Raw genomic sequence first — 20310 nt, forward strand, 5'->3', positions numbered from 1 at the left:
ACCCTGCAGAATTGCGCACTGTGGAGCTATTGACCGATATTCACAGTCTGATCGTCGGCCAGTTCGAGGTTGCTGTCGTAATCGAAGTCATTCGCGGCTTCGATTTCCTCCTCGGTTAGGTCAGACAGGACGAGGCGATCCTCCCTGACGCTGACGCGAGCGATCGGAACCGGCACCTGCTTTTCGCCGATCCCCAAGAAGCCACCGTCTGCGACCACCAGGTGAGGCTGTCCATTGATCTCGACGACGGCATCTGGCGCCCCGAGCTCCTCTCCGCCCGATGTGACGACGTCCATATCCAAGAGGTCGCCGACAGTCATTGTCTCTCCTTGGGGTGACTGCGGCTGAGCTGCATCAGTCTGGCCTTCGGCAGAGGCGGGTTGTTCTTCGGCGTTATTGTCATCTTGCTGCTGTTCAGCCTGCGCCTGACGGCGCTGCTCGCGCTCTTCGGGCGTCTCTACGGTGATGACGGGCTCGCCAGAGGTGCCAACTTCAATCGTCGGCTGCTCGGCCATCATGACCGCAATGCGTGGCTCCGCCCTTTCGAACGACAGCGAAGGATCGCCGGATTCATAACTCATCTGAGGCTGACCCTCGGCCTCGACAATCTCGACCTGAGGCTCGGCACCCGCTGTCTCAACATCGCCTTCGACGGATTGTTGATCGCTACTGACGGGGGCTTCTGACGAGTTCTCGTCTGTCTGAGCCGTCGCGGATTGATCCGAATCCTCGTCCAGATCAATGTCGACGTTAAGCTGTGGCTCGCCTTGGCGAACAGAAACAACCGGCTCGCCCTGCGATACCTCAACCTGAGGATCGGCTTGGCTGATGCGAACGTCAGGGTTGGGTTGCAGGATGTAGATCTCCGGCGCCGGAATATCGACGCGGACGACGATTTCGGGAATTTCGACCTCAATCTGCGGCCGCGCCTGCCGCAGCTCTATCTGCGCCGGCTCCTGCGTGACATCGATCTGCGGTTGCTGTTCTGTCACGCGAACATTCGGCGCGGGCACTTCAACATCGACGTCAGGCTCGGGAACGGTGACGCGCGCGTCACCCTCGATCTCGACCTGTTCGGAAAGGTCGACCTCCTCGGTGAGCGTCTCGCTGCTCTCCTGCGAAGCTGTCTCGGTCGACCCGGTTTGAAGCTGATCTACGATCGCGGCGCATTCCGCCTGATCGTCACTGTTGATCGCTGTGATGATGCGCTCTCGCGACGGTGCGTCGAACGGTTCCTCGCGTGCTTCGACGGCCTCGGCAAGGGTCACGCATTCCTGCGTCTTGCCTTCCAAACCGCCTTCGTTGATCCGGATGCCTTGTGCCATCGCAGCAAACGGCACGCATGCTGTCAGTGCCGTCGTGATGGCCAAGATGTTGGCATGTTTTCCAAGTTGCACGGTCTCGTCTCCCTGATTTGTCTCGATGGGTCGAGCGTAGCTCCGTGTCAGGCGCCTTGCGCAGCGCAGAGTCTAAACTGGTTTAGGAAACAGGCGATCTTCTGGCATGAGCTTTCCGGGTTCTCCACCCAAAGCCCCCAAAGGCACTTCCTTTCAAGACGGTCGAGGCGATAGGGTTTAGCCACCAGACGCACCAGGCTGTGGAAACCACGTGGTATCCATCGACAGATACGGATCGCGAAAGCCGAGTTCTTGCTCCCATTCCTCGCGTGCCAGCAACCTGAAGTAAGGGCGCTCCACTTCAAGCTCGCCGTTCTTCCGAAAATTGTTCAGCAACTTGTTGATGTAGACGGGGGTCAATCCCAGGATCTGGCCCAGTTCGGCCTGACTGAAGGGGACTTGTATCCGATTGCCCAGTCCCACATTCGCTACCTCAAGGCGGGCGCGCAACTGGAGCAGAAAGAATTTGAAGCGCGCGGACGCCTTCATGCTGCCCAAGGCAGTCGCGTGATGCCTCAGCGCTATCTGGTCCAGACTTCCGATCGAGATCAGCAAAGCCGCCAGTCGGGGGAAGTCCGTTAGCAGTGTCGACAAACGGTCTCGAGGGAAAGGGCAGACCACACCGTCAGTTTGCATGACGATGCGATGGTGCGCTTCTCTTGCACCGAGTTCCGCCAGGCCGATGACCTCGCCTGGAATGTAGACCCGTAGAATCTGGCCGCTTCCGGTCTGATCTTCGGACCGAACCACGGCCCAACCGGTCTTGAGAACGCTGATGCTGTCTGTCCTACCGCCCAAGGCGGCGATGGCGCGTCCTTTCGCATAGCTTCGCTCATCCCGCTCCATCTGCGCTATGAACTCACATTCTCCGCGATCAAGGTCTACGAAGCGCGAAAGTCGGCTGACGAGACAGCTTTGTTCGACGGTTTGCAAAGGCGTATCTCCAAAAGCCTTGAGCTAAACCGGAATCCGCGTACTTGATTGCACTGAAGTCCGAGTTTGGCCCTATCTGTCTGCATATGTTCGGTCCTCAGTTGGCATCATCGCAAGAGCACGAAAGGAGTTCAATGTTTGATCGATCAGGCCGGCAGAACCCACCGCGCGCCATGCCCGCAGCGCATAGGCACAAGACCGCTCCCGTTGCCGGGGTCGCATAAGAATGAATTCATCCTGTGATCCTAGGAGTCGGTTGAACGCGCCTGTCTCAACTCAGCATTCAGCAGGAACAATCGACCGGAAGGAGCGGCGCCGACCCACCGTTGCGCCGACCTAACGTTGCATGGCCTCGACATATTCCATCAGCGCGACCAGACGTGCGGGCGTGGGCGTAGGGATGCCGTCGCCGGCGTCGTAGAGGACCGTCCGGCCGTCCAGCACATCGCCAAATTGCGGCATAGGAGTTTCGCTGCGACCCGGCGTGAAGCCATAGATGTGGCTCATCACGCGTAAGCGTGGAAACTCACCACCATTGTTCGCTGCAACGCGAGTCAAATCGACGGGGGGTGGGACCATCCCCACAGCTGCGGGACCGTCGCCCCTGCCGCGCTCTCCGTGACAATCCACGCAAAGAGTGTTGAAATCGTTGCGTGCCTGCTCTCGGCCAGTGCCCTGCGGTGCGCAGGCAGCGATAAATGTTGCGAGCGCAAGCCCTGAAAGTCCCGCCCCGTAAATCGTTTTCATCGCGTCTGTCCCTTCCGATCATTGTCGGGTCCTGTCTAACCTCACGGGAAGGTGCAGGCAATCAATGGCGCCCGGCGCCCGATCTCTGCCAACCTCATGCCGAACTGCTCGACCCTCGCCGGCGAAGTTCATGACCTGCGCAGGATCGTGAGTGAAACGTTAAGCTATGGAAGGAGGGTCCATTGCGTCCGTTTTGGAGACCTCCATCAGGTCCTGATGCTGTCCTCGTCCCGCTCACGCTACCTGGAGAGATCGCGCTGCCCCCGATAGCAGCGTCCGGAAATTTCGGCTAAGGGCCGAGGATGTAAATCAGAGGTTACCCCGCACCTGTCCCTTCACTCGGTGAACTCGATTGAGACTAATGCCCAAAGCGGATTGTTCGCGTTCAGGGGTCGGGCAGGAAGATGTCCTCGATCGAGAGGGCGAACAGACGTGAGATGCTGAAAGCCAAAGGCAAGCTTGGATCATAACGCCCGCGCTCCAGAGCGTTTACGGTTTGCCTTGATACGCCAAGCCGAAGCGCAAGATCTTGCTGCGACCATGCTCGCCGCTGCCGCAGTTCCTGAATGAGATTATTCATCGGTGACGCAAAATCCCCACCATCATTCCGGCAAACCAAAAAGCTGTCATGAGAGGCCAGTTTGCTTTACATACGGTATGGCTACCAAAAGCGTCAAGGTCGCTTTACAAACCTCGGACTGTCCGTAACGGCTGCTCCGCCGTGCGAGTGGGTCCATCACGCTGACTTTGATAGCTTCCGGTGATTCCCGTTACACCCTGGGGGCAAGCGGTTAATCTTGGTTCAGCACTGCATACGACGGTGCCTCTTGAGACACCGAGCGAGAGATCGCGTGTGTGCCAAGAAGCTTGGTCATTTTTCCTCGTCGATCAGCACGACAAATGCCTAGCATTGGTGTGCGCCCCCGGCCAAACGGTGCATTCCTGCGACTCGAACAGTATGCTGTGCAGCAGTTGGGACGGATCGCTGTGACACTGCGTGTGGCGGATCGCCTGGGCTTGATCTTGCTGATGGCGTTGCGTGGTATAATTACGCGCCATGCCCGCGCCATCCATAGCAACCCGCATCTCGATTCAGGTGTTTGGCACCGCGCTTCTAACGATCTCAATGGGATTGGCCGCCTGCGCGCCCCGTGCAGAACTCTCGCTCATGAACCCGCCGGTTTCCGCCGGGCCGGAGGAAGCTGAGCGGTTCGACATGGTGGCTGTTACCACACGCGCAAGGCAGACTCCGACCAGCAATATCTTCACGACAAATCGGAGCTTTGAGCCGAACCACGCTCTGTTTGAGATTGTCTCATCATCCGATCGGGAGCCTGGTGACATGGGCGGCTCGGAAACGGTGTCGGGTCTCGCTGTCGAAAGACAGGCGATCATCACATCGCGGCGGGCTCTGCTCGACCAAATTGCAGACAGGCCAGTGCCTCGCAAGGTCAGCGTCTTCGTCCATGGATTCAACCTCAATTTCCCGGAGGCCGTGATGCGCACGGCGCAGCTCTCCGCAGACGATGTGATTGACGGGTATCCTGTGCTCTTTGCCTGGCCATCCGAGGCACGCTTGCAGGGCTATTTGCATGACCGTGACGCGGTCTTGGTCTCGCGCGATGCTTTGGTCCAACTGCTGATCGATCTCGTTGAGGACAGGCGCCTGAACGAGGTGGACATCTTGGCGCACTCAATGGGTGCTTTCTTGACGGTAGAGGCCATGCGACAGCTCCGGCTGACCGGCCGCGGAGATGTGCTTGACCAGCTGTCCGTAACCTTGGCGGGGCCTGACATCGACACCGATGTTTTTGCGGCGCAGATGGCGGTAATCGGTCCGATGCGCCGTCCGGTAAAAATTCTTGTCGCGCCAGATGACCGTGCGCTGATGCTTTCAGGACGCCTCAGTGGGGACGCGAGGTTGGGGGCTCTGGACGTGACGGACAGGCGCGTGAGAGACAATTCGGCGAAGTATAATATCGCGATTGTGGATATCTCGGAGTTGCCGACAACGGACGGACTGCGTCACGCCCGATATTCCGGCCTCGGCAGAACGACGGTGACCATGGTGAACTCAGCCAACTGCGTGAAGCAGGCGCCTTTGTCGTGAATACGCTCGGTGCAATCGTGAGCGTTCCCTTCGAGGTGCTTGAGGATGCTCTGGCGCCGCACTGAGCTTCCGAGGCAAACGTCTAGCGCAAGGCTCAGAGGCATAGCGCTCAGAGAGCATAAATATCGTAGGTGTTGATTACAGGGGGAGGGCGATTAGGAGGAACCTTGAGTTGTCAGCCATCTTGAAGCTTCCAGTGACGAGCTTTCAGCATCCAATATCACCGTCGTGAAGCGCCCAATCAGGGCAGCTAGCTCGCCTGACTATAGGCTCCTTCATGGTGCGCGAAACCTGGATCGAAATAGGCCGCGAGGATCCGAACGGTTTCTCGACTGCCAGACCGCAGCATATTTTCGTCGAGGCTCCCGATCCCTGGAAGCTCATCGATCGCGGTCCGCGCACGCCGCTTGAGGTATTCGATGTCGATATCGTGTCGGATTGCGACGCTCTTCAGATCGATCCGGCCATCACACATCAGACGCTCGATGACGCTGGCGGCCACCTTGTCCAGCGGTGAGGACCTATGGCCCCGAGCGGTGGCGAGCTGTCCCGCGGCGGTTCGTCGCTGCCACTCTCCCGTTGCAGCGACGTTTTGTGCGGTTCCCTGAGCAAACGACGAGATCGCAGATGGTCCGAGCCCGATCAACGCTCGCGCGTCATCCGTCGTGTAGCCTTGAAAATTCCGTCGCAGGGTGCCCTGGCTCGCGGCGATGGCAAGCTCATCCTCGGGCAGCGCGAAATGATCGATGCCGACCTCTTCGTAGCCTTCCGCGACAAGGACGTTGCGGGCCACAGCCGCCAGGTGCAGTCGCGCTTCGGGGTCTGGAAGGTCATTTTCGCTGATGAGACGCTGACGCTGCGCCATCCACGGGACATGGGCGTAGCCGAAGAGCGCGAGTCTTTCAGGGCGCATCGCGACAATGTGGTCCAGCGTCCGGCGCATCGTATCCTCGGTCTGAAACGGCAGGCCGTAAACCAGATCGACATTGATGCTCGAAATACCCCGCATCCTCGCGTTTCCCACCAGAGAGTGGGTCACCTCAAGGCTTTGAAGCCGCCCGATGGCTTTCTGAACGAGCGGGTCGAAGTCCTGGACACCGACCGAAACGCGCGACAGACCCATGCGCACCAACGCGTCGAGGCGGGCCGTGTCGCAATCGCACGGGTCGATTTCGACCGACACCTCGTGACCGGGCGCGAGTGTGAAGCTCTGCTCCAGCCATCCGGCGAGCCGGTCGATCCGATCGGCCGACAGGATCGTCGGCGTGCCGCCGCCCAGATGCAGGCGTCCGACGGACACACCGGGGGCGAGGATGCGCCCGACACGTGCGATCTCTTTGCGAAGGTGTTGCAGATACCGGTCCAGCGGCGCGTCGGTGCTTGTTCCCTGCGTGCGACAGGCGCAAAACTAGCATAAACGGCGGCAGAACGGCACGTGGACGTAAAGCGAGACGGAGGAACCGCCCGGGATGTCCGAGATCCAGCGCTCAGCGTCCTCCGGTCCTATGGACGAGGTGAAACGATTGGCGGGCGGGTAGCTCGTATAACGCGGCACGCGCGCGTCTCGAAGCGCTTTTGACAGGGGATCATGGCTCATCAGTGAAGCTTTGCCCTCCCGCAGCCTTGCCGCCTTGATGCAGATCAAGGCGCGAAATACACATTCGGGATGAACCTGCGGCTTGCCAGAACGTCCTGCATCGAATGTCCGATCCGCCACCGCGCGGTCTGTGCCGAATGCGATGACACCGAGCTTGCCGTGCTGGAAGGCATCAAGAGCTATGTGACCGTCCCGAAGGGCGGCCGTATCGCGGAAGCTGGAGAGTCGCTGGACCATCTGTCCTCTGTCGTTTCGGGATGCGCGACGGTCTCGAAGACGCTGGCCGATGGCCGCCGGCAGATGGTCGGGCTGTTGCTGCCGTCCGATTTCATCGGCCGTCCGGGCCGTGCCACGCTGTCCTTCGACATCGAGGCGGCGACCGACGTGACCTTGTGCCGCTTTCAGCGCCGCGCGTTCGAAGCGATCATCAGGTCGTCACCCAATGTCGCGCGTCGTCTGCTGACGATGACGCTGGATGAGCTGGACGTGGCGCGGGACTGGCAGGTGCTGCTCGGGCGGCTTACCGCGCGGGAAAGGGTGATCCATTTCCTGCTCAGTCTGGTTCGCCGCGAAGCGACGGAGACGGGTGCGGCGCATCGATCCGGTCCGGTCCGTCTGGAACTGCCTCTGTCGCGCGAAATGATCGCCGATTACCTCGGCCTGACGATCGAGACCACGAGCAGGCAGTTCACGGCGCTGAGGAAGGATGGCCTGATCGAAACGCCGACGGCGCGGACAATCGTCGTGCCCGACCTCTTGAACCTCATGCCGGAAGCGATGGACGAAGACGGTGGGCCCATCGCCTGACCATAGTGTCTCTGGTTGCGCAATCGCCTACCGAGACGACGTCAGAACTCGTTGGCTATGCCTTAAATGGTCAGGATCCGGGCTTGAGGGAAAGGCTCATCTCTCCGGTTCGCCCAAACCCGAACCCTTCGTAGAGAGGCCGCCCAGCCGTTGAACTGTGCAAAACCACCTGTGTGCAGCCGATCTCGCGCAGGTGACCAATTGCTCGCTCAAGAAGTCTTTTCCCGATCCCTCGCCCGCGCGCGTCGTCCTCCACAAACATCGAGCCGACATATCCAACGCGGCTAACCGGTTTGCGAAGCACGATCGGATACGGCGAACGCGGCTCTTCACAGCATACGGAGCCGACTATTTTTCCGTCGAATGTCGCAATGAAAGCCTTCAAATGGTGACGCGCCCGACCCTCACGGAGGAAGTGCGATGTCCGTTCGCGCGCATCCGGCTCAAACTCATGATCCGCCGTGCCGTAGCTGCGCCACAGTGCCACATAGTGCGAGACGAGAACGTCGTCGTCTGAGGGTGTAGCAAGTCTGATTGTTAGCATGGGACTCCAAGCCATCCGTGCGACCTCTCTGGGCGGGACGCGCAGGCAACCCCTGATAAGAGGCTGGTTTGCATCATGTCCGGGTGCTAGTCGGAAATCACGATCGTCACGTTTTTGTAGCCTAAGAGCGGTTAGGGATCACTTTAAAACGCCTTGCTGACGAAGTGGGCGGTCTCACGTCAAGGACAAATAGCGAGACGATTTGGCCATCTCTGCAAAGAAGGGGGCTTCGTTGAAGCATGCGCATCCCGATGAGGGTCGCTCCAAGCAGCGAGGAGACTGCAACTTCGTCCGCTCTCGGATGGATGTCGAAGACAAGCTTGTCGGTGCGCTCTTCTTTGTGGTTGATCGAATATGTCACCACAGAGCCCGAGACGATCAAATCATCGGGTGCCGGCTCTGGTGCGCCAGACGATATCCGAAGTTTGTGTCGCAGCAGACCCGTCAGTAACACGTTCCTCCGCGCCGCACCGCCGAACCCGCTCTTCAGCAGAAGCTCGATGCGGAGGCGATCAGCGACAGTGAGGTGAAACCGATGTCTCGAGCGACGAAACGTCGATCGTCGGTCGATGCGCGCGACTTCGCGCGAACGTTCTTCATGAGGCATTGGAGATCCTGAATTGCAGCCCGAAACTTGCGTCGATGGACAATCCCGAGCGATCCGAGCGTGCTAGACGCCGGATGCCCGGGAATGCGGGCGGTTCAGAAGTCTGAACCGAAACAGGATAGGACGTGTCACCATTGGAAAAATGGTAACCGAAATGCCGGCCGTGTCAATTTACGGAACCAATGGAGTCACGTCTCAGGCGGGAAACGCTGGCTTTGGTGTGGGATCATTCCCCGGTCACGTCGCGAGACCGCTGGCCCCTGAGCATATGGCCACCACCGCGCGCGAGGTCGAGTTACCAAAGCGCCGAGCGCAGCCCCATATGGATTGCGAATTGCATTCGCGGTCACGGGGTTCGATCATCGCCATCTTTGCCCGACCATGCGCCGATCTCGATCGTTTGAAGCGCGCTGAGTGGCGGCTGCCTCGCCACGAAGGCTCCGTCTCGGAGAGGTCTGACGTGTTGTGCCGGTCTCGACCGCGTGCGCCGTCTGCCTCGAAGATGCTGTCGCGTTGAGGATTGCTGTGCGCGGGTCAGCCGCAGGGCGCTTTACCTTCGACATCGATCCGGCGCAAATGCGCAAACCATCGCTGACCCCCAGGACCTGACCGTTGAACCCGAAACTGCCCGTTTTTCTGTCGCTTTCCGGATCGTCCTTCAATCAGGGGCTGATGTGGATGGGCCTCAGCATGGCCTCGTTCATCGCGATGTCGGTCGGTTCGCGTGAACTCGCCGCGACGCTGTCGATCCGGCAGGTGCTGTTCTTCCGGGCGTTGGTCGGGCTGTTCGTCATACTGGCGGTAGGCCGGTCCGTGTTCCCGGAAATCCCGGCGATGCGCAGGGTGCCGCTGCACCTGTTGCGCAACATCGTGCATTTTACCGCTCAATATTTCTGGACGGTTGGGGTGGTGCTGCTGCCCCTCGCGTCGGTCTTCGCGCTGGAATTTACCATGCCGATGTGGGTGACGCTGTTTGCTTGGATCCTGCTCGGCGAACGGATCAGCCGGGCACGCCTTCTGGCGACGGTGGGCGGATTTATTGGGGTTCTCGTCATCGTCAGGCCAGGTGTCGGCATGATCGATCCGGCCGCAGGGTTGGTGCTGATCGCGGCCGCTGGATACGGGTTGTCGCTGATCATGGTCAAGCGTCTGACACGGCAGTGCTCTCCAGGCGCGATCGTGGTGTGGATGATCCTGATCCAGCTTCCCCTTGGGCTGATCGCTGCAATGACCGATTGGCGGCCGGTCCAGGCAGGCGACATGCCGTGGATGATGCTTGCCGGCATCGGCGCGCTCAGTGCGCATTTTTGCCAGGCGCAGGCGCTGAAGCGGCTGGAAGCATCGGTGGTCATTCCGATCGACTTCCTTCGTGTGCCGATGGCGGCCGTCGTCGGCTACTATGCCTACGGCGAGGCGATCGACCTGTGGGTGTTTCTGGGAGGAGGCATCATCTTGCTGTCGAACCTTCAGGCCGTGCTGGCCGAACGCCACGGCAGATTGACCGGCGCACTGCCGGCGGAACCGTTGGTCGAAAAGGCAGACCGGCGGTGATGCACGGACCGGATCGCACCGGATCGGATCGCACCGTGCGGCAGTAGAGGAAAGGCCTCCGGTGGCCAGATGGCTCGGAAATGCCGAATGGTCTGACGAGAACTCCACGAACAGCGCAATCCGGGCGCAGCCGCGAGGCCGCTCTTTGATTCTCGGTCGACGCGCGCTCGATGCCTCACCCGTTGATCGCGGCAAAGGCGGCTTCTTAGCGCCCCTCCGCTTCGGCTCGCCTTTGGAAACCGACACGGCTTACCAGGATCTCATCGGGAACGATCAATTGCGACAGGATGCCCTGAACCTCGCCGATAGACTTCTGCAAGGGCATGGCCGCCGCAACCTGCGATTGGCCGGGCGTCAGTTCCGTTGCGACGAGCGGCGGCGCGATCTCGCGGACGCTGACTGGCGTGTCTCGCACCTGGTGGCGCAAGCCTTGCGTCCAGGAATGGATCGCGGCCTTCGTTGCGGGATAGACAGGATTGGCGGCCTTGGGCACGAAGGCGAGCCCCGATGATACGGTGACGACCGCGGCTTGCGGTCTACCTCGCAGGTGCGGCAGCAGAGCCGCCGCGAGACGGATCGTGCCATCAGGTTGGTGGCAATGGTGCGCTCGGCCACGTCGAGCTGCACTGGCTCGGCCGTGTAGTCTTCCGCCTCCATGAGGCCGGCACTCAGTATCACCGTGTCGAGGTCGGGATGGTCGGCAATCACGCGGGCGGCGAAAGCGTTGAGCGCGTCACCGTCGGTGACATCGAGGGCGTAGCCCGTCATCGCCGGGTGATCGTCCAGCGCCGCCTGCAGGCTGTGCTGCTTGCGACCGGTGATGAGGATGCGGTTGCCCATTGCGTGCAGCGCGGCGGCAAGCGCAAGGCCGATGCCGGAATTGCCACCCGTGATCAGGATGGTTCGATCGTGAAACGCCATGCTGGGCGTTCATTTCCAATAGCTGGTGCAACCATGCTCCGTCGGCTAACCATTCGAAAATAGGCACCCGGAATATTCATACTTACCACACGGAGAGTGAGGCATGGGCGATTCGCTGCGACAGCAGCTCCGCGATCTCCCGCAGACCGATCCCTCGGTCGACCGTCTCGTGCGGGAGATCATCGGACGGGTCGCTGACAAATGGACGATGCTGCTGATCGAGATCCTCACGGAACGTAAATGCTGCAGGTTTGGAGAACTGGCTCGGGCCTGCGAGGGAATCAGCCAGAAGATGCTGACGCAGACGCTGCGGGCGATGGAGCGGGATGGATTTGTCACGCGAACGGTCTATCCGGTCGTCCCACCCAAGGTGGAGTATCGTCTGACCGAGCTCGGACTGAGCCTGAGTGAAGCCTTCTGCGGCGTGTGGCTCTGGGCCGAGGCAAATCGAGAACGCATAGACCGTGCCCGCTGTGATTATGCAGCGAGAGCAGCGCAGGAAAGCTAGCGATACCGGGATGACGATCTAAGCCACGATGGAAGGTCGGATTATTCTGGGACCACGACATCTCTTGCTCGATCAGGGCAGGGGGCGCATATTTCCTGATGGGATGCAGGCAGCTTACCTCAAGAGAAACGCCGCGAGCTCTTCAGGCGCGCCGCTCGGGAAGGACCTCTTCAACTTATTCAGAAAAGCGGACACCCGCGAACTCAACAAGCGACGGGATGGATATAGCACCCAGAGCGCAATGTCGGGAGCGTCCGCGTCTCCCCAGAGGATCAGGTTTCCGGCCAGGAGGTCATGGCTGACGAGCGAGAGCGGCAAGCGGCCCGCGCCGATGCCGGCGCGGACCGCATCTCGGACCATGACCAGCGAGGATAGGGACAGAACTGGATCGATTCTGAAGCTTTTTAACCCTTCGGAGGACCTCATCGACCAGTCGGACAGCTCCGCCTCGGTTCGCACGACGGCGGGGACCAAATCATTCTCTTCGGGTCGCGAATGTTCCGATGACGCAACGATGACCAGCCGATCACGCAAGAACGCGCGCCCGACGAGGCTTTCGTCCGGACCTGGGTTGACCCGAATGACGACGTCGAAGCCCTCCTCGATCATGTCTACCGGTCGGTCTTCGCTCGTCACCTCGAGGCGCACCTCCGGATATTCCTGCGCGAACTCTGCGGCGATCTTTCCCATCGCGATCTGGCAAAAGAGCAGTGGCGCGCTGACGCGCAGCCGGCCACGCGGCTTCTCGCCTCCCGAAGCGACGGCGGCGGTCGCCTCTTCCATTTCCAGAAGCAGCCGGCTTGTGCGCGCATAGAGGACGCGCCCTTCCTCGGTTAGTTTGAGCGACCGGCCGCCGCGTTCGAACAACCGCGTCGATAAGGCTGTTTCGAGCTCCGAGACCCGGCGTGACAAGGTCGCCTTGGGCCGTCCGCTTTCACGAGCTGCGCGACCGAAGCCTTCATGGCGTGCCACGAGGGTGAAATCGGCAAGGGCGAGTAGATCCATCGTTCCGTATCCGGTCAGGTTGAGCGCGCGTCAGTGTCTCAACAGTGGAACGGTGTGTCCATACTCGATGACTATTCGCATCCTGATGGATCGATACATTCCGTCTTACCGCAGCAACGAAGCCGCGGTTCGGCAGCGGAGATCTCCATGGCCAGTCCCGTCGATGGTTCAGCCGGGAAGATGAAACACACGATCGGAGAACAGCTCTTCAGCACGATGCAGACGTTTGTCCAGGCAGTGTGCGCGACCGAGATAAGGCCGCTGAACGCCGAAATTGCTGCCTTTCGCAACCCGGGCCGACAGGTCCAACAAAAGGATAAAGCCAATGATCTATTCGACCGCCACCGTGCCGGTAAACCCTCAGGGCGAAGTCACATTGACCCGCGAACAGGTCTGGGCCGGGCTCGTGCTGAAGGCGCGCGACGCCCGTGAGTTCCTGCCCGCTGGTCTTTGCACGCGTTGCGACGTGACCGAGGAGAGCCCCACCCACTTCGTCAGGGACGCCACCATTGGCGGGAAAGAGCTGCGCGAGATCATCACGCTTGAAGCGCTGCGCAAGGTCACCTTCTTCCAGGCCACCGGCCCGCGCGAGGGCGCCATAATCAATGAAATCGTCGAGGATGCCGAGCAAGCGCTTCAGCTGCGATTTTATTGCTATCTCGGGCTGCGCGACCTGGCGCCTGACGGTCCTGAGGAGCGTGCCGAGCAGGCGCAGTTCGACAGCGAACAGGGTTATCGCGCCGCGCTCCTGTCCACCCTGCAGCGCACCCGCGCGCTTGTCGCCCAGGGACGGCTTTGATGCCGTCATGCTCAACAACTGAGGAATGAAGAAAGGACTAAGCCCATGAAGGCTCTTTGGACACCGATCAAGCTCGGCGGGTTCACGCTTCCGCACCGCCTTGCCATGGCGCCGATGACCCGCAGTCGCGCGAGGGCGGACGGCACGCCGAGCGATCTCGCCGCGCTCTATTACGCACAACGTGCGTCGATGGGCCTTCTCATCACGGAAGGCACGCAGCCCTCCGATGACGGTCAAGGCTACATGGCGACACCGGGGATCTACACCGACGATCATGTGGAGAAATGGCGCAAGGTCGCAACTGCCGTCAATGATGCCGGCGGTCACCTCTTCATCCAGCTCATGCATGTCGGTCGACGCTCGCATCCCGACAATACGCCGCGTCATCGCCAGCCCGTCGCCCCCTCGGCAATCCCAGCAGGCGAAGAGATGTTCACGGCGGCCGGGATGCAGACAGTTCCAACGCCGCGCGCCCTGACAACCGATGAGGTCGCCCAGACTGTCAAAGATTTCGTCCACGCCGCGAAATGCGCCATGGACGCGGGGGCCGACGGCGTCGAGATCCACGGCGCCAACGGCTATCTCGTTCATCAGTTCCTGGCGCCTGACGCCAACCAGCGGACGGACAGATATGGCGGAGCGATGGAGAACCGGGCGCGGTTCGCACTCGACGTTACGCGAGCGGTGGCGGATGCCATCGGGGCAGACAGAACCGCGATTCGTCTCTCTCCCGGCGTTCCGACAGGCGGCATCGCCGAAGGGGATCAGAACGACGATCTCTATCGCTATCTGGCCTCGGAACTGAATGGGATCGGCCTTGCCTATCTGCATATTCTTTCGATCGGAAACGAGGCACTGCTTGGCGATATCCGCCGAAATTTCGATGGGGTTCTAATCTTGAACCGACCTGGCCGTCCACGCGACCAGATTGGCAACGACATCGATGCCGGCCTCGCCGATATCGAGGCGCTCGGGGTGATGGCGCTGGCCAATCCGGATCTGCCATATCGGCTGAAGACCGGCGCGGCTTTGAACGATGCCCGCAAGGATCTGTTCTACGCTGGTGGCGGCGCTGAAGGTTACACCGACTATCCCGCGCTACCTCGAGATCGACCTTCAGGCACGATTTTCTGCAGGAAATAGCGCTCGCTGAGCGGCGGCAGGCCGGGATAACTCGCTGAAAGTATTAACCTAAAGGTGTATGATTGACCGAACAGTCACTATCCCAAAGGACAGGGTGACATTCGGTCTCGAGAGGTTCAGATAGGCGTCACCGGGCGGCAGTTGTTTTGTTGTCGTGTGACGTAGTGAGTTAGTTGGTTGCCGTTTTAAGTGGTGGCCGCCCGGTCTACCCTCGATCCTCGATCGCAAGCTGCCGACCTTGCGGTCCGGGAGCTGCACGAGACGTTCTGAACGGCCCCGGGCGCTCGGGGTGATGCCAGACTGCCCATCACGGCCAGAACGCGCTCTTCCCGGACAGCACCATCTGGCGGCACTTGAGCGCACTTAGGGGGCGATTGCGAAAGGTCCATTGGCCTTATGATCGCTCCGGATAGCGTATAGATTTTTGCAAACAGAAGTCTTGCAGCGACGCCGGGCAGGATAGGGTGGCCGGCCACCCGAATTCGACAAAGATTGTGGACTAAGCCAGGCCCCATCACGTGAGCGAATCCAAGCCAGCCGGACCTACTGCGCATCAACGTGTCGAAGAAGGCGGTGGCGCCACCGCTGCACCCCTTTCGACACATCATGTTAGGCTCAACGCGCAGAGCCCAAGCAATCAGCTGAAGCTCGTTTTCCCTCGCGGCGCAGATAATCCAGAAACAGGGTAAAGGCACGGGTCGGCTGGCGCCGGCTCGAATAGAATGCGTGATATCCCGCAAAAGGAGGATTCCAGTCGGCGAGGACTTCGACAAGGCGGCCGCTCTTCAAGGCTGGAGCGGCCAGGTCTTCAAGCATGTAGGCGAAACCCATCCCCGCGCACGCCGCCTCGACAAGCGCGGCTGCGTCGTTGACGATCACCGCCGGAGAGATCTTCACCGTTTCCACCTGGTCGTCTTTCTCGAACGTCCAGGGCGACAACACACCGCCGGCGTTCCGGTAGCAGATGAGCCGGTGCGACGAGAGATCACGTGGAATGCGAGGCGCCGGGTGGCCTTCCAGATAGTCGGGGGCCACCACGACGATGGCCCTCATATCCGGTCCCACAGGCACCGCGACCATGTCCATTTCGAGGTCCTCCCGAAGCCGGATCCCGATGTCGAAGCGTTCGGCCACGATGTCCACGTGCCGGTTCTCCACGCACAGTTCTCCCTCAATTTCGGGATGGCATGAAAGCAGCCGCGAGAAGGCAGGCCAAACCAGCGTGTCAGCGGCGTGCTTGCCGCAGGTCACCCGCAGTCGCCCTCCTGGTTGCTCGCGAAGCTTTTCCAAATCTTCGATCTCGGCGTCGACCTCGGCAATGACGGGTGAGAGCGTATCCAGCAGCCTTTCACCTGCAGCCGTCGGCGCAAGGCTGCGTGTCGAACGCGACAAAAGCCTGAGACCCAACTCGGTTTCGAGCCGCTTCACGGTTTGGCTCACCGCGGACTGCGTCACACCCAGGCTCTGCGCGGCGGCGGTAAAGCTTCGCGCGGCTGCGACACGATGAAAGACGACGAGATCGGAAAACCGACGGGGGTCCATCTATTAATCATACTACTGGGCGCAACAATCCTCCACACGCTACTAGATGCCTCCGTAGATGAGCTAATACATCATCAAACAATAGCTCGGAGCTGAGGATGATGAGAAAAGTATGGTTCATAACCGGAGCCGGCAAGGGTCTGGGTCGTCTGATCGCGGGCGAAGCATTGGCTGCTGGTGACACGGTGGTGGCCACGGGCAGGAGTATCGAGACACTGGAGCGCGATCTCTCTGCGCAAGATGGCAGGCTGCTGGTGCTGCCACTGGACGTGACGGACTTACAGGCGGCACAGGATGCTCATGAAGTCGCTATCAAAGCGTTCGGAAGAATTGACGTCTTGGTCAACAACGCTGGCCGGGCGCAGCTCGGTTGGTTCGAGACGATCTCGGACGCTGACGTGCGCCGCCAATTTGAAATCAACCTCTTCGGTGCGATGAATGTCGCACGAACTGTCTTGCCCTCGATGCGGCGTCAGAGATCAGGTCTCATCGTCACCATCTCATCGGTGAACGGTCTCGTCGCCAATCCGGGCGGGTCGGTCTACTCCGCATCCAAGTTTGCGCTGGAGGGTTGGATGGAGGGCCTCGCTGCAGAGATCGCACCCTTGGGGATCAGATCGCTCATTGTAGAGCCGGGCATGATGCGGACGAACTTTCTCGACCCGTCCACAGCACGGCAGGGCAATCTGCGTATCGAGGATTACGACGAGGCCGTTGCGGAATTCCGCCAGTTCATTGCCGAGGCGAATGGTATGCAGGAAAACAACCCCGCCACGCTCGCCTCCCTGATCGTGGCCGAGGCTTCAGCCGAGAACCCTGCTCGACGTTTGCTGTTCGGCGCCGATGCGCACGAGTGGGCGCGCGGCAAGTGCCGACAGCTCTCGTCAGAGATCGAAGCGTCTGCCGCTCGCCACTGAGAGACCGATTGCTTTGAAGTCTTATAGGCACGACGCAAGTGGGAGAGGACGCGATGGGAACTCCACGCCCAGGTCATGCTCCATCTCGAGCACGCTGTGCCTCATAGCCTGTCGGTAACGAAATTCGAAACCTCAGTCTGTGGCTCACCGTGGGAACAGAAGGATGTTCTCACCGCGACCAAAATTTTTTCGCGCGAAATCTTCTTCAATCGCCTTGATCATGATGTCGTGCACGGGCGTATCGTCACCCGCTTTCCCCCGTTGCAAGCGAAGTTCCTCAATCAGTCTCTCGGTTCCGATCACCTTCAGACAGATCCCAACCAGTAAGCTGATAATCTGCTCAAGCTCGCCGTCGTGTTTTTCAGCCAATGTAGTCTATGTCCTTCGTTCATCAATCAGACGCCGGATCATCTCGGGACGCGATGGCACCGGCTCATGTTTCGCTCGCTCGCGGTCGAGCCATTCCAGTGTGGAGCGCGGCAGTCGAACGGTGACGGCCTCCGTGTCGACCGGCGGTCTGCCAATGCGTCGCGTCAGACGTTTCACCATCAGAATGACCAGCTCCTGCTGACTTTCTGACGGCAGAAAGCGAATGGGCTGACAAGGCGCTTCCGCACCTCGCCAGCTTGAGCCAAGACCGCCCAGAGGGAGAGCGGTGACTGGCTGCAGGCACGCATACCAGCTGAGGGCCGGTGTGTGAACGGAAGGTCGGCACTGCCGCAACGCGGAGTGGTTCGCCTCGAAGCGCTGTTGCAACATCCGCAAGACGTCTCGCCGCTTACGCTTGCGCTTACGAGCAGGCGAGGGTGCGCTGCTCTTGCCCATGACGTGAAGCCCTAGCAGCCGGCGAGATTCTCACGCTCCGACTCTTCGAGAAAGGTGCGCCGCCGCATAATGCGGGCACACGCACCAACAATTTGTTGAGTTGATCGACCGGGCCTCATGATCTACCCAGGGTTGATCTCCATCCAATGTGCCGGCTTCAGGCTGAACCGCTTCGGTCGAGCGATGGAATTTTGCCACCCCATATTTAGCGGCTATCTCGTCGCACCAACCAGGAGCGATCAGAATGCCACATACTCTTCCATCCAGGCTCAAGGCCATTCTGGCCGACGCCGAGACCAGGGCCGACATTGATGGCTTCCTCGAGGGCGCCCGGCAGGAACTCGGGATGGATATCGCCTATCTTTCAGAGATCGTCGACAATTATCTGGTTTTTCGGGCCGTCAGGTCGCCCGGGTTCGAGAGCGTGATCCAGACCAGTAATTCACTCGATCTGAAGGAAACCTACTGCAAATATGTTCTTGATGGCAGCTTGCCTCCGCTGATCGTCGATACGGCCACCCACCAGATCGCGATCGATCTGCCGGTGACCCAGATGATCCCCATCCGAAGCCATGTAAGTGTTCCCCTGACACTGGTCGACGGAAGTGTCTTCGGGATGGTCTGCTGTCTGGCGCGAGACGTTCGCGCCGACTTGCCAGAGGATTCGCCCGCACGTCTGAGCGATTATGCGAGGAAGATCGCGTTGCGGCTGGCCCAGGACGATTGAAGCGGGCAAGGCTTCAGACAACCTGATTGCGCGACTCTTGACCAGGAGCCTGTGGGGAAGCGCATCGCTCCGGTCCGCTGACCTTGCCGTCCTGTCAATGAAAATGAGCATCGCGAGCTGCGTAGGAACTTCACCACGGCGTCACTGGATTTGCGGCCTGCCGGTCGGCACATCCACATCACGGGTTCGTCTTGATCGTCGTGACTTTGTAGACCTCTCCGGCACGATCATAGGTGGTCCATTCGCCGATTTGCTCACCCGCTCGGAAATGGCCCGACCGGAGTTTCGATCCGTCCTTGCGGAACCACTCCCAATAGCCGGAGGGTTGGCCATCCAGGGTCTTTCCGACGACCCAGATGCTGCCATCCCTGTGACGTTATTCGAAGGGTTGTGTGTCAGCCATGACGCTGTTCTCCGCAAAACGAGGCATGAAGCAATCCTTGTCTGAAATCACCTTTGATCTGGCCCACGCCGAGTGCAACAGGAAGCCGATGTGTTTGACGTTTGCAGCCCGGTGGTGTGGGGTTGCGACCCTGGCGATGCGCTTTCGGCCGCAGTGGTCATTCTGGCAATGATGACAGGACGTCTCACGAAGGAAGAGCTGCCCAATCGAATGATCGAGATTATCACGGCGAACATTTTTTAGAAAACGGACATTTATCAATCAATCCAGCAGGCGGCGCGCGCGAATGGCGCGGAAACATGCCTGCCACCTGTCTATCTGACGGTCCGGTGTTGAAGGATTTGGTGAACTCACATAACTGGACGCTCAACTCTCATCCGATCGTGAAGGAATTTCATTTATGGATATTGATTTTGGAAAGCTCAGCCTCGAGGAGATGCGCACTCTGCGAGATCAGCTTGATCGCGCAATCAACTCCTATGAAGGACGCAAACGGCGCGAGGCGCTGAAGGCCATCGAAGATGTCGCGCGTGAGCACGGATACAGGCTTGGCGATCTGACGGGTGGGGGAGCCGTTCGCGGCGGTCCTGTCGCTCCGAAATACGCCAATCCCGCTGATCCGACAATGACCTGGACCGGTCGCGGCAGGAAGCCTCGCTGGGTGCAGGAAAACCTGAAGCAGGGAAAGCAGCTCGAGGATCTGGCGATCTAGGCCAAATCTTGCAATCGCGCTCGGCGATCACTGCCTCGACGCTCTCGCCGACATTTGCGTATTTCCGAGAGAGCCCGAAGTTCAGGCATATACACGCTTAGATTGACCGGTTAGCATCGCGCACGACGCGCAGCGACTCTCCGCTGCTGGTCGGTTTCGGAAGGCCCCCCTTGACGGTGTCATTGAATGAGTTGCGTGTTGCACTGTTGGCGGTCGATCGTGAGCAGGCGCTGGAGGCCTATCGTTCGCATGTCGGAATCGAAGCAGGCAAGCTCCTCGCTCTGGCACGCGCCGTCAGAGCGCACACGTCAGGGGACATGTCGGTTGACGACCTGAAGGCGGCCTATTTCGACTTCGATCATGACCCGGCGCTGTTGGTGTTGGCGACCCCCGGCATAGAGGAGCTTAAGGTCCTTCGGCGGTTGATCGAGGTGGTTTCTGCCTACCTCTATGGTCGACGGTCCCGGTAGATCGCTGGTGACCAGCGAGCCACCTGGGCTCTTAGGCTCGGCTCG

General features: G+C 60.1%; 19 protein-coding genes and 2 pseudogenes. 11 read left to right on the plus strand and 10 right to left on the minus strand.

All coding sequences use genetic code 11. The annotated features are described in order from the left end of the window. Positions 1–26: 26 nt before the first annotated feature. The 4 genes from MLD63_RS03595 to MLD63_RS03610 all read right to left on the minus strand — a co-directional run bounded on the left by MLD63_RS03595 (position 27) and on the right by MLD63_RS03610 (position 3657). Complete coding sequence (locus MLD63_RS03595; RefSeq protein WP_255328521.1) at positions 27–1325, minus strand: PRC-barrel domain-containing protein; 1299 nt, start codon at positions 1323–1325, stop codon at positions 27–29. 249 nt (positions 1326–1574) lie between these two features. Further along, a complete protein-coding gene (locus MLD63_RS03600) occupies positions 1575–2243 on the minus strand; it encodes a Crp/Fnr family transcriptional regulator (RefSeq protein WP_255328522.1) in 669 nt (222 codons plus the stop codon). 423 nt (positions 2244–2666) lie between these two features. Next, positions 2667–2837 (minus strand): hypothetical protein, encoded by a 171-nt coding sequence (locus MLD63_RS03605; RefSeq protein WP_255328523.1) that lies wholly within the window; start codon positions 2835–2837, stop codon positions 2667–2669. Positions 2838–3462: 625 nt separating this feature from the next. Next, the gene (locus MLD63_RS03610) at positions 3463–3657 is read right to left on the minus strand and encodes a helix-turn-helix transcriptional regulator (protein ID WP_255328524.1); all 195 of its coding nucleotides are present in this window, start codon (positions 3655–3657) and stop codon (positions 3463–3465) included. Between the two features lie 477 nt (positions 3658–4134). Here MLD63_RS03610 and MLD63_RS03615 point away from each other — a divergent pair, with 477 nt between their 5' ends. Then, entirely contained in the window at positions 4135–5187 is a 1053-nt protein-coding gene (locus MLD63_RS03615) for an alpha/beta hydrolase (RefSeq protein WP_255328525.1), read from the plus strand. 250 nt (positions 5188–5437) lie between these two features. Here the strand turns inward: MLD63_RS03615 and MLD63_RS03620 are convergent. Then, positions 5438–6583: pseudogene (locus MLD63_RS03620) on the minus strand (radical SAM protein); the annotation flags it as partial. Positions 6584–6853: 270 nt separating this feature from the next. On the opposite strand from MLD63_RS03620, the gene fnrL reads away from it, so the two are divergent. Beyond that, positions 6854–7591: a transcriptional regulator FnrL gene (gene fnrL / locus MLD63_RS03625; RefSeq protein ID WP_255328526.1), complete on the plus strand. Its 738-nt coding sequence runs from the start codon at positions 6854–6856 to the stop codon at positions 7589–7591. Between the two features lie 70 nt (positions 7592–7661). On the opposite strand, the gene MLD63_RS03630 is transcribed toward fnrL, so the two are convergent. Continuing rightward, positions 7662–8135 carry a GNAT family N-acetyltransferase gene (locus tag MLD63_RS03630; protein WP_255328527.1) on the minus strand — a complete coding sequence of 158 codons (474 nt, stop codon included), beginning with the start codon at positions 8133–8135 and terminating at the stop codon, positions 7662–7664. Positions 8136–9354: 1219 nt separating this feature from the next. Here MLD63_RS03630 and MLD63_RS03635 point away from each other — a divergent pair. Further along, positions 9355–10293: a DMT family transporter gene (locus MLD63_RS03635; protein ID WP_255328528.1), complete on the plus strand. Its 939-nt coding sequence runs from the start codon at positions 9355–9357 to the stop codon at positions 10291–10293. 409 nt (positions 10294–10702) lie between these two features. On the opposite strand, the pseudogene MLD63_RS17960 reads toward MLD63_RS03635, so the two are convergent. After that, positions 10703–11214, minus strand: a pseudogene (locus MLD63_RS17960) (SDR family NAD(P)-dependent oxidoreductase); the annotation flags it as partial. 103 nt (positions 11215–11317) lie between these two features. On the opposite strand from MLD63_RS17960, the gene MLD63_RS03650 reads away from it, so the two are divergent. Continuing rightward, positions 11318–11722: a winged helix-turn-helix transcriptional regulator gene (locus MLD63_RS03650; protein WP_255328529.1), complete on the plus strand. Its 405-nt coding sequence runs from the start codon at positions 11318–11320 to the stop codon at positions 11720–11722. Positions 11723–11836: 114 nt separating this feature from the next. Here the strand turns inward: MLD63_RS03650 and MLD63_RS03655 are convergent, their stop codons facing one another. Beyond that, positions 11837–12727: a LysR family transcriptional regulator gene (locus MLD63_RS03655; RefSeq protein WP_255328530.1), complete on the minus strand. Its 891-nt coding sequence runs from the start codon at positions 12725–12727 to the stop codon at positions 11837–11839. Between the two features lie 325 nt (positions 12728–13052). Between MLD63_RS03655 and MLD63_RS03660 the strand changes: the two genes are divergently transcribed. Beyond that, positions 13053–13526 (plus strand): AtaL-like protein, encoded by a 474-nt coding sequence (locus MLD63_RS03660; protein ID WP_255328531.1) that lies wholly within the window; start codon positions 13053–13055, stop codon positions 13524–13526. 45 nt (positions 13527–13571) lie between these two features. Further along, complete coding sequence (locus MLD63_RS03665; RefSeq protein ID WP_255328532.1) at positions 13572–14669, plus strand: alkene reductase; 1098 nt, start codon at positions 13572–13574, stop codon at positions 14667–14669. Between the two features lie 615 nt (positions 14670–15284). Here the strand turns inward: MLD63_RS03665 and MLD63_RS03670 are convergent. Then, on the minus strand, positions 15285–16211 hold the full coding sequence (locus tag MLD63_RS03670; RefSeq protein WP_255328533.1) for a LysR family transcriptional regulator: 927 nt from the start codon (positions 16209–16211) through the stop codon (positions 15285–15287). Between the two features lie 101 nt (positions 16212–16312). Here MLD63_RS03670 and MLD63_RS03675 point away from each other — a divergent pair, with 101 nt between their 5' ends. After that, positions 16313–17128 carry an SDR family NAD(P)-dependent oxidoreductase gene (locus MLD63_RS03675; RefSeq protein ID WP_255329492.1) on the plus strand — a complete coding sequence of 272 codons (816 nt, stop codon included), beginning with the start codon at positions 16313–16315 and terminating at the stop codon, positions 17126–17128. A 144-nt stretch (positions 17129–17272) separates the two neighbouring features. Here the strand turns inward: MLD63_RS03675 and MLD63_RS03680 are convergent, their stop codons facing one another. After that, positions 17273–17497 (minus strand): hypothetical protein, encoded by a 225-nt coding sequence (locus tag MLD63_RS03680; protein ID WP_255328534.1) that lies wholly within the window; start codon positions 17495–17497, stop codon positions 17273–17275. A 700-nt stretch (positions 17498–18197) separates the two neighbouring features. On the opposite strand from MLD63_RS03680, the gene MLD63_RS03690 reads away from it, so the two are divergent. From MLD63_RS03690 to MLD63_RS03705, 4 genes are all read left to right on the plus strand, one after another. Next, the gene (locus tag MLD63_RS03690; protein WP_255328536.1) at positions 18198–18680 is read left to right on the plus strand and encodes a hypothetical protein; all 483 of its coding nucleotides are present in this window, start codon (positions 18198–18200) and stop codon (positions 18678–18680) included. A 475-nt stretch (positions 18681–19155) separates the two neighbouring features. Then, positions 19156–19326 (plus strand): hypothetical protein, encoded by a 171-nt coding sequence (locus MLD63_RS03695; RefSeq protein WP_255328537.1) that lies wholly within the window; start codon positions 19156–19158, stop codon positions 19324–19326. A gap of 157 nt (positions 19327–19483) precedes the next feature. Next, positions 19484–19795 (plus strand): H-NS histone family protein, encoded by a 312-nt coding sequence (locus MLD63_RS03700; protein WP_255328538.1) that lies wholly within the window; start codon positions 19484–19486, stop codon positions 19793–19795. Positions 19796–19965: 170 nt separating this feature from the next. Next, positions 19966–20265 carry a hypothetical protein gene (locus MLD63_RS03705; RefSeq protein ID WP_255328539.1) on the plus strand — a complete coding sequence of 100 codons (300 nt, stop codon included), beginning with the start codon at positions 19966–19968 and terminating at the stop codon, positions 20263–20265. Positions 20266–20310 lie beyond the last annotated feature (45 nt).

Source organism: Paracoccus albicereus (genome assembly GCF_024359525.1).
Classification (GTDB): domain Bacteria; phylum Pseudomonadota; class Alphaproteobacteria; order Rhodobacterales; family Rhodobacteraceae; genus Paracoccus; species Paracoccus albicereus.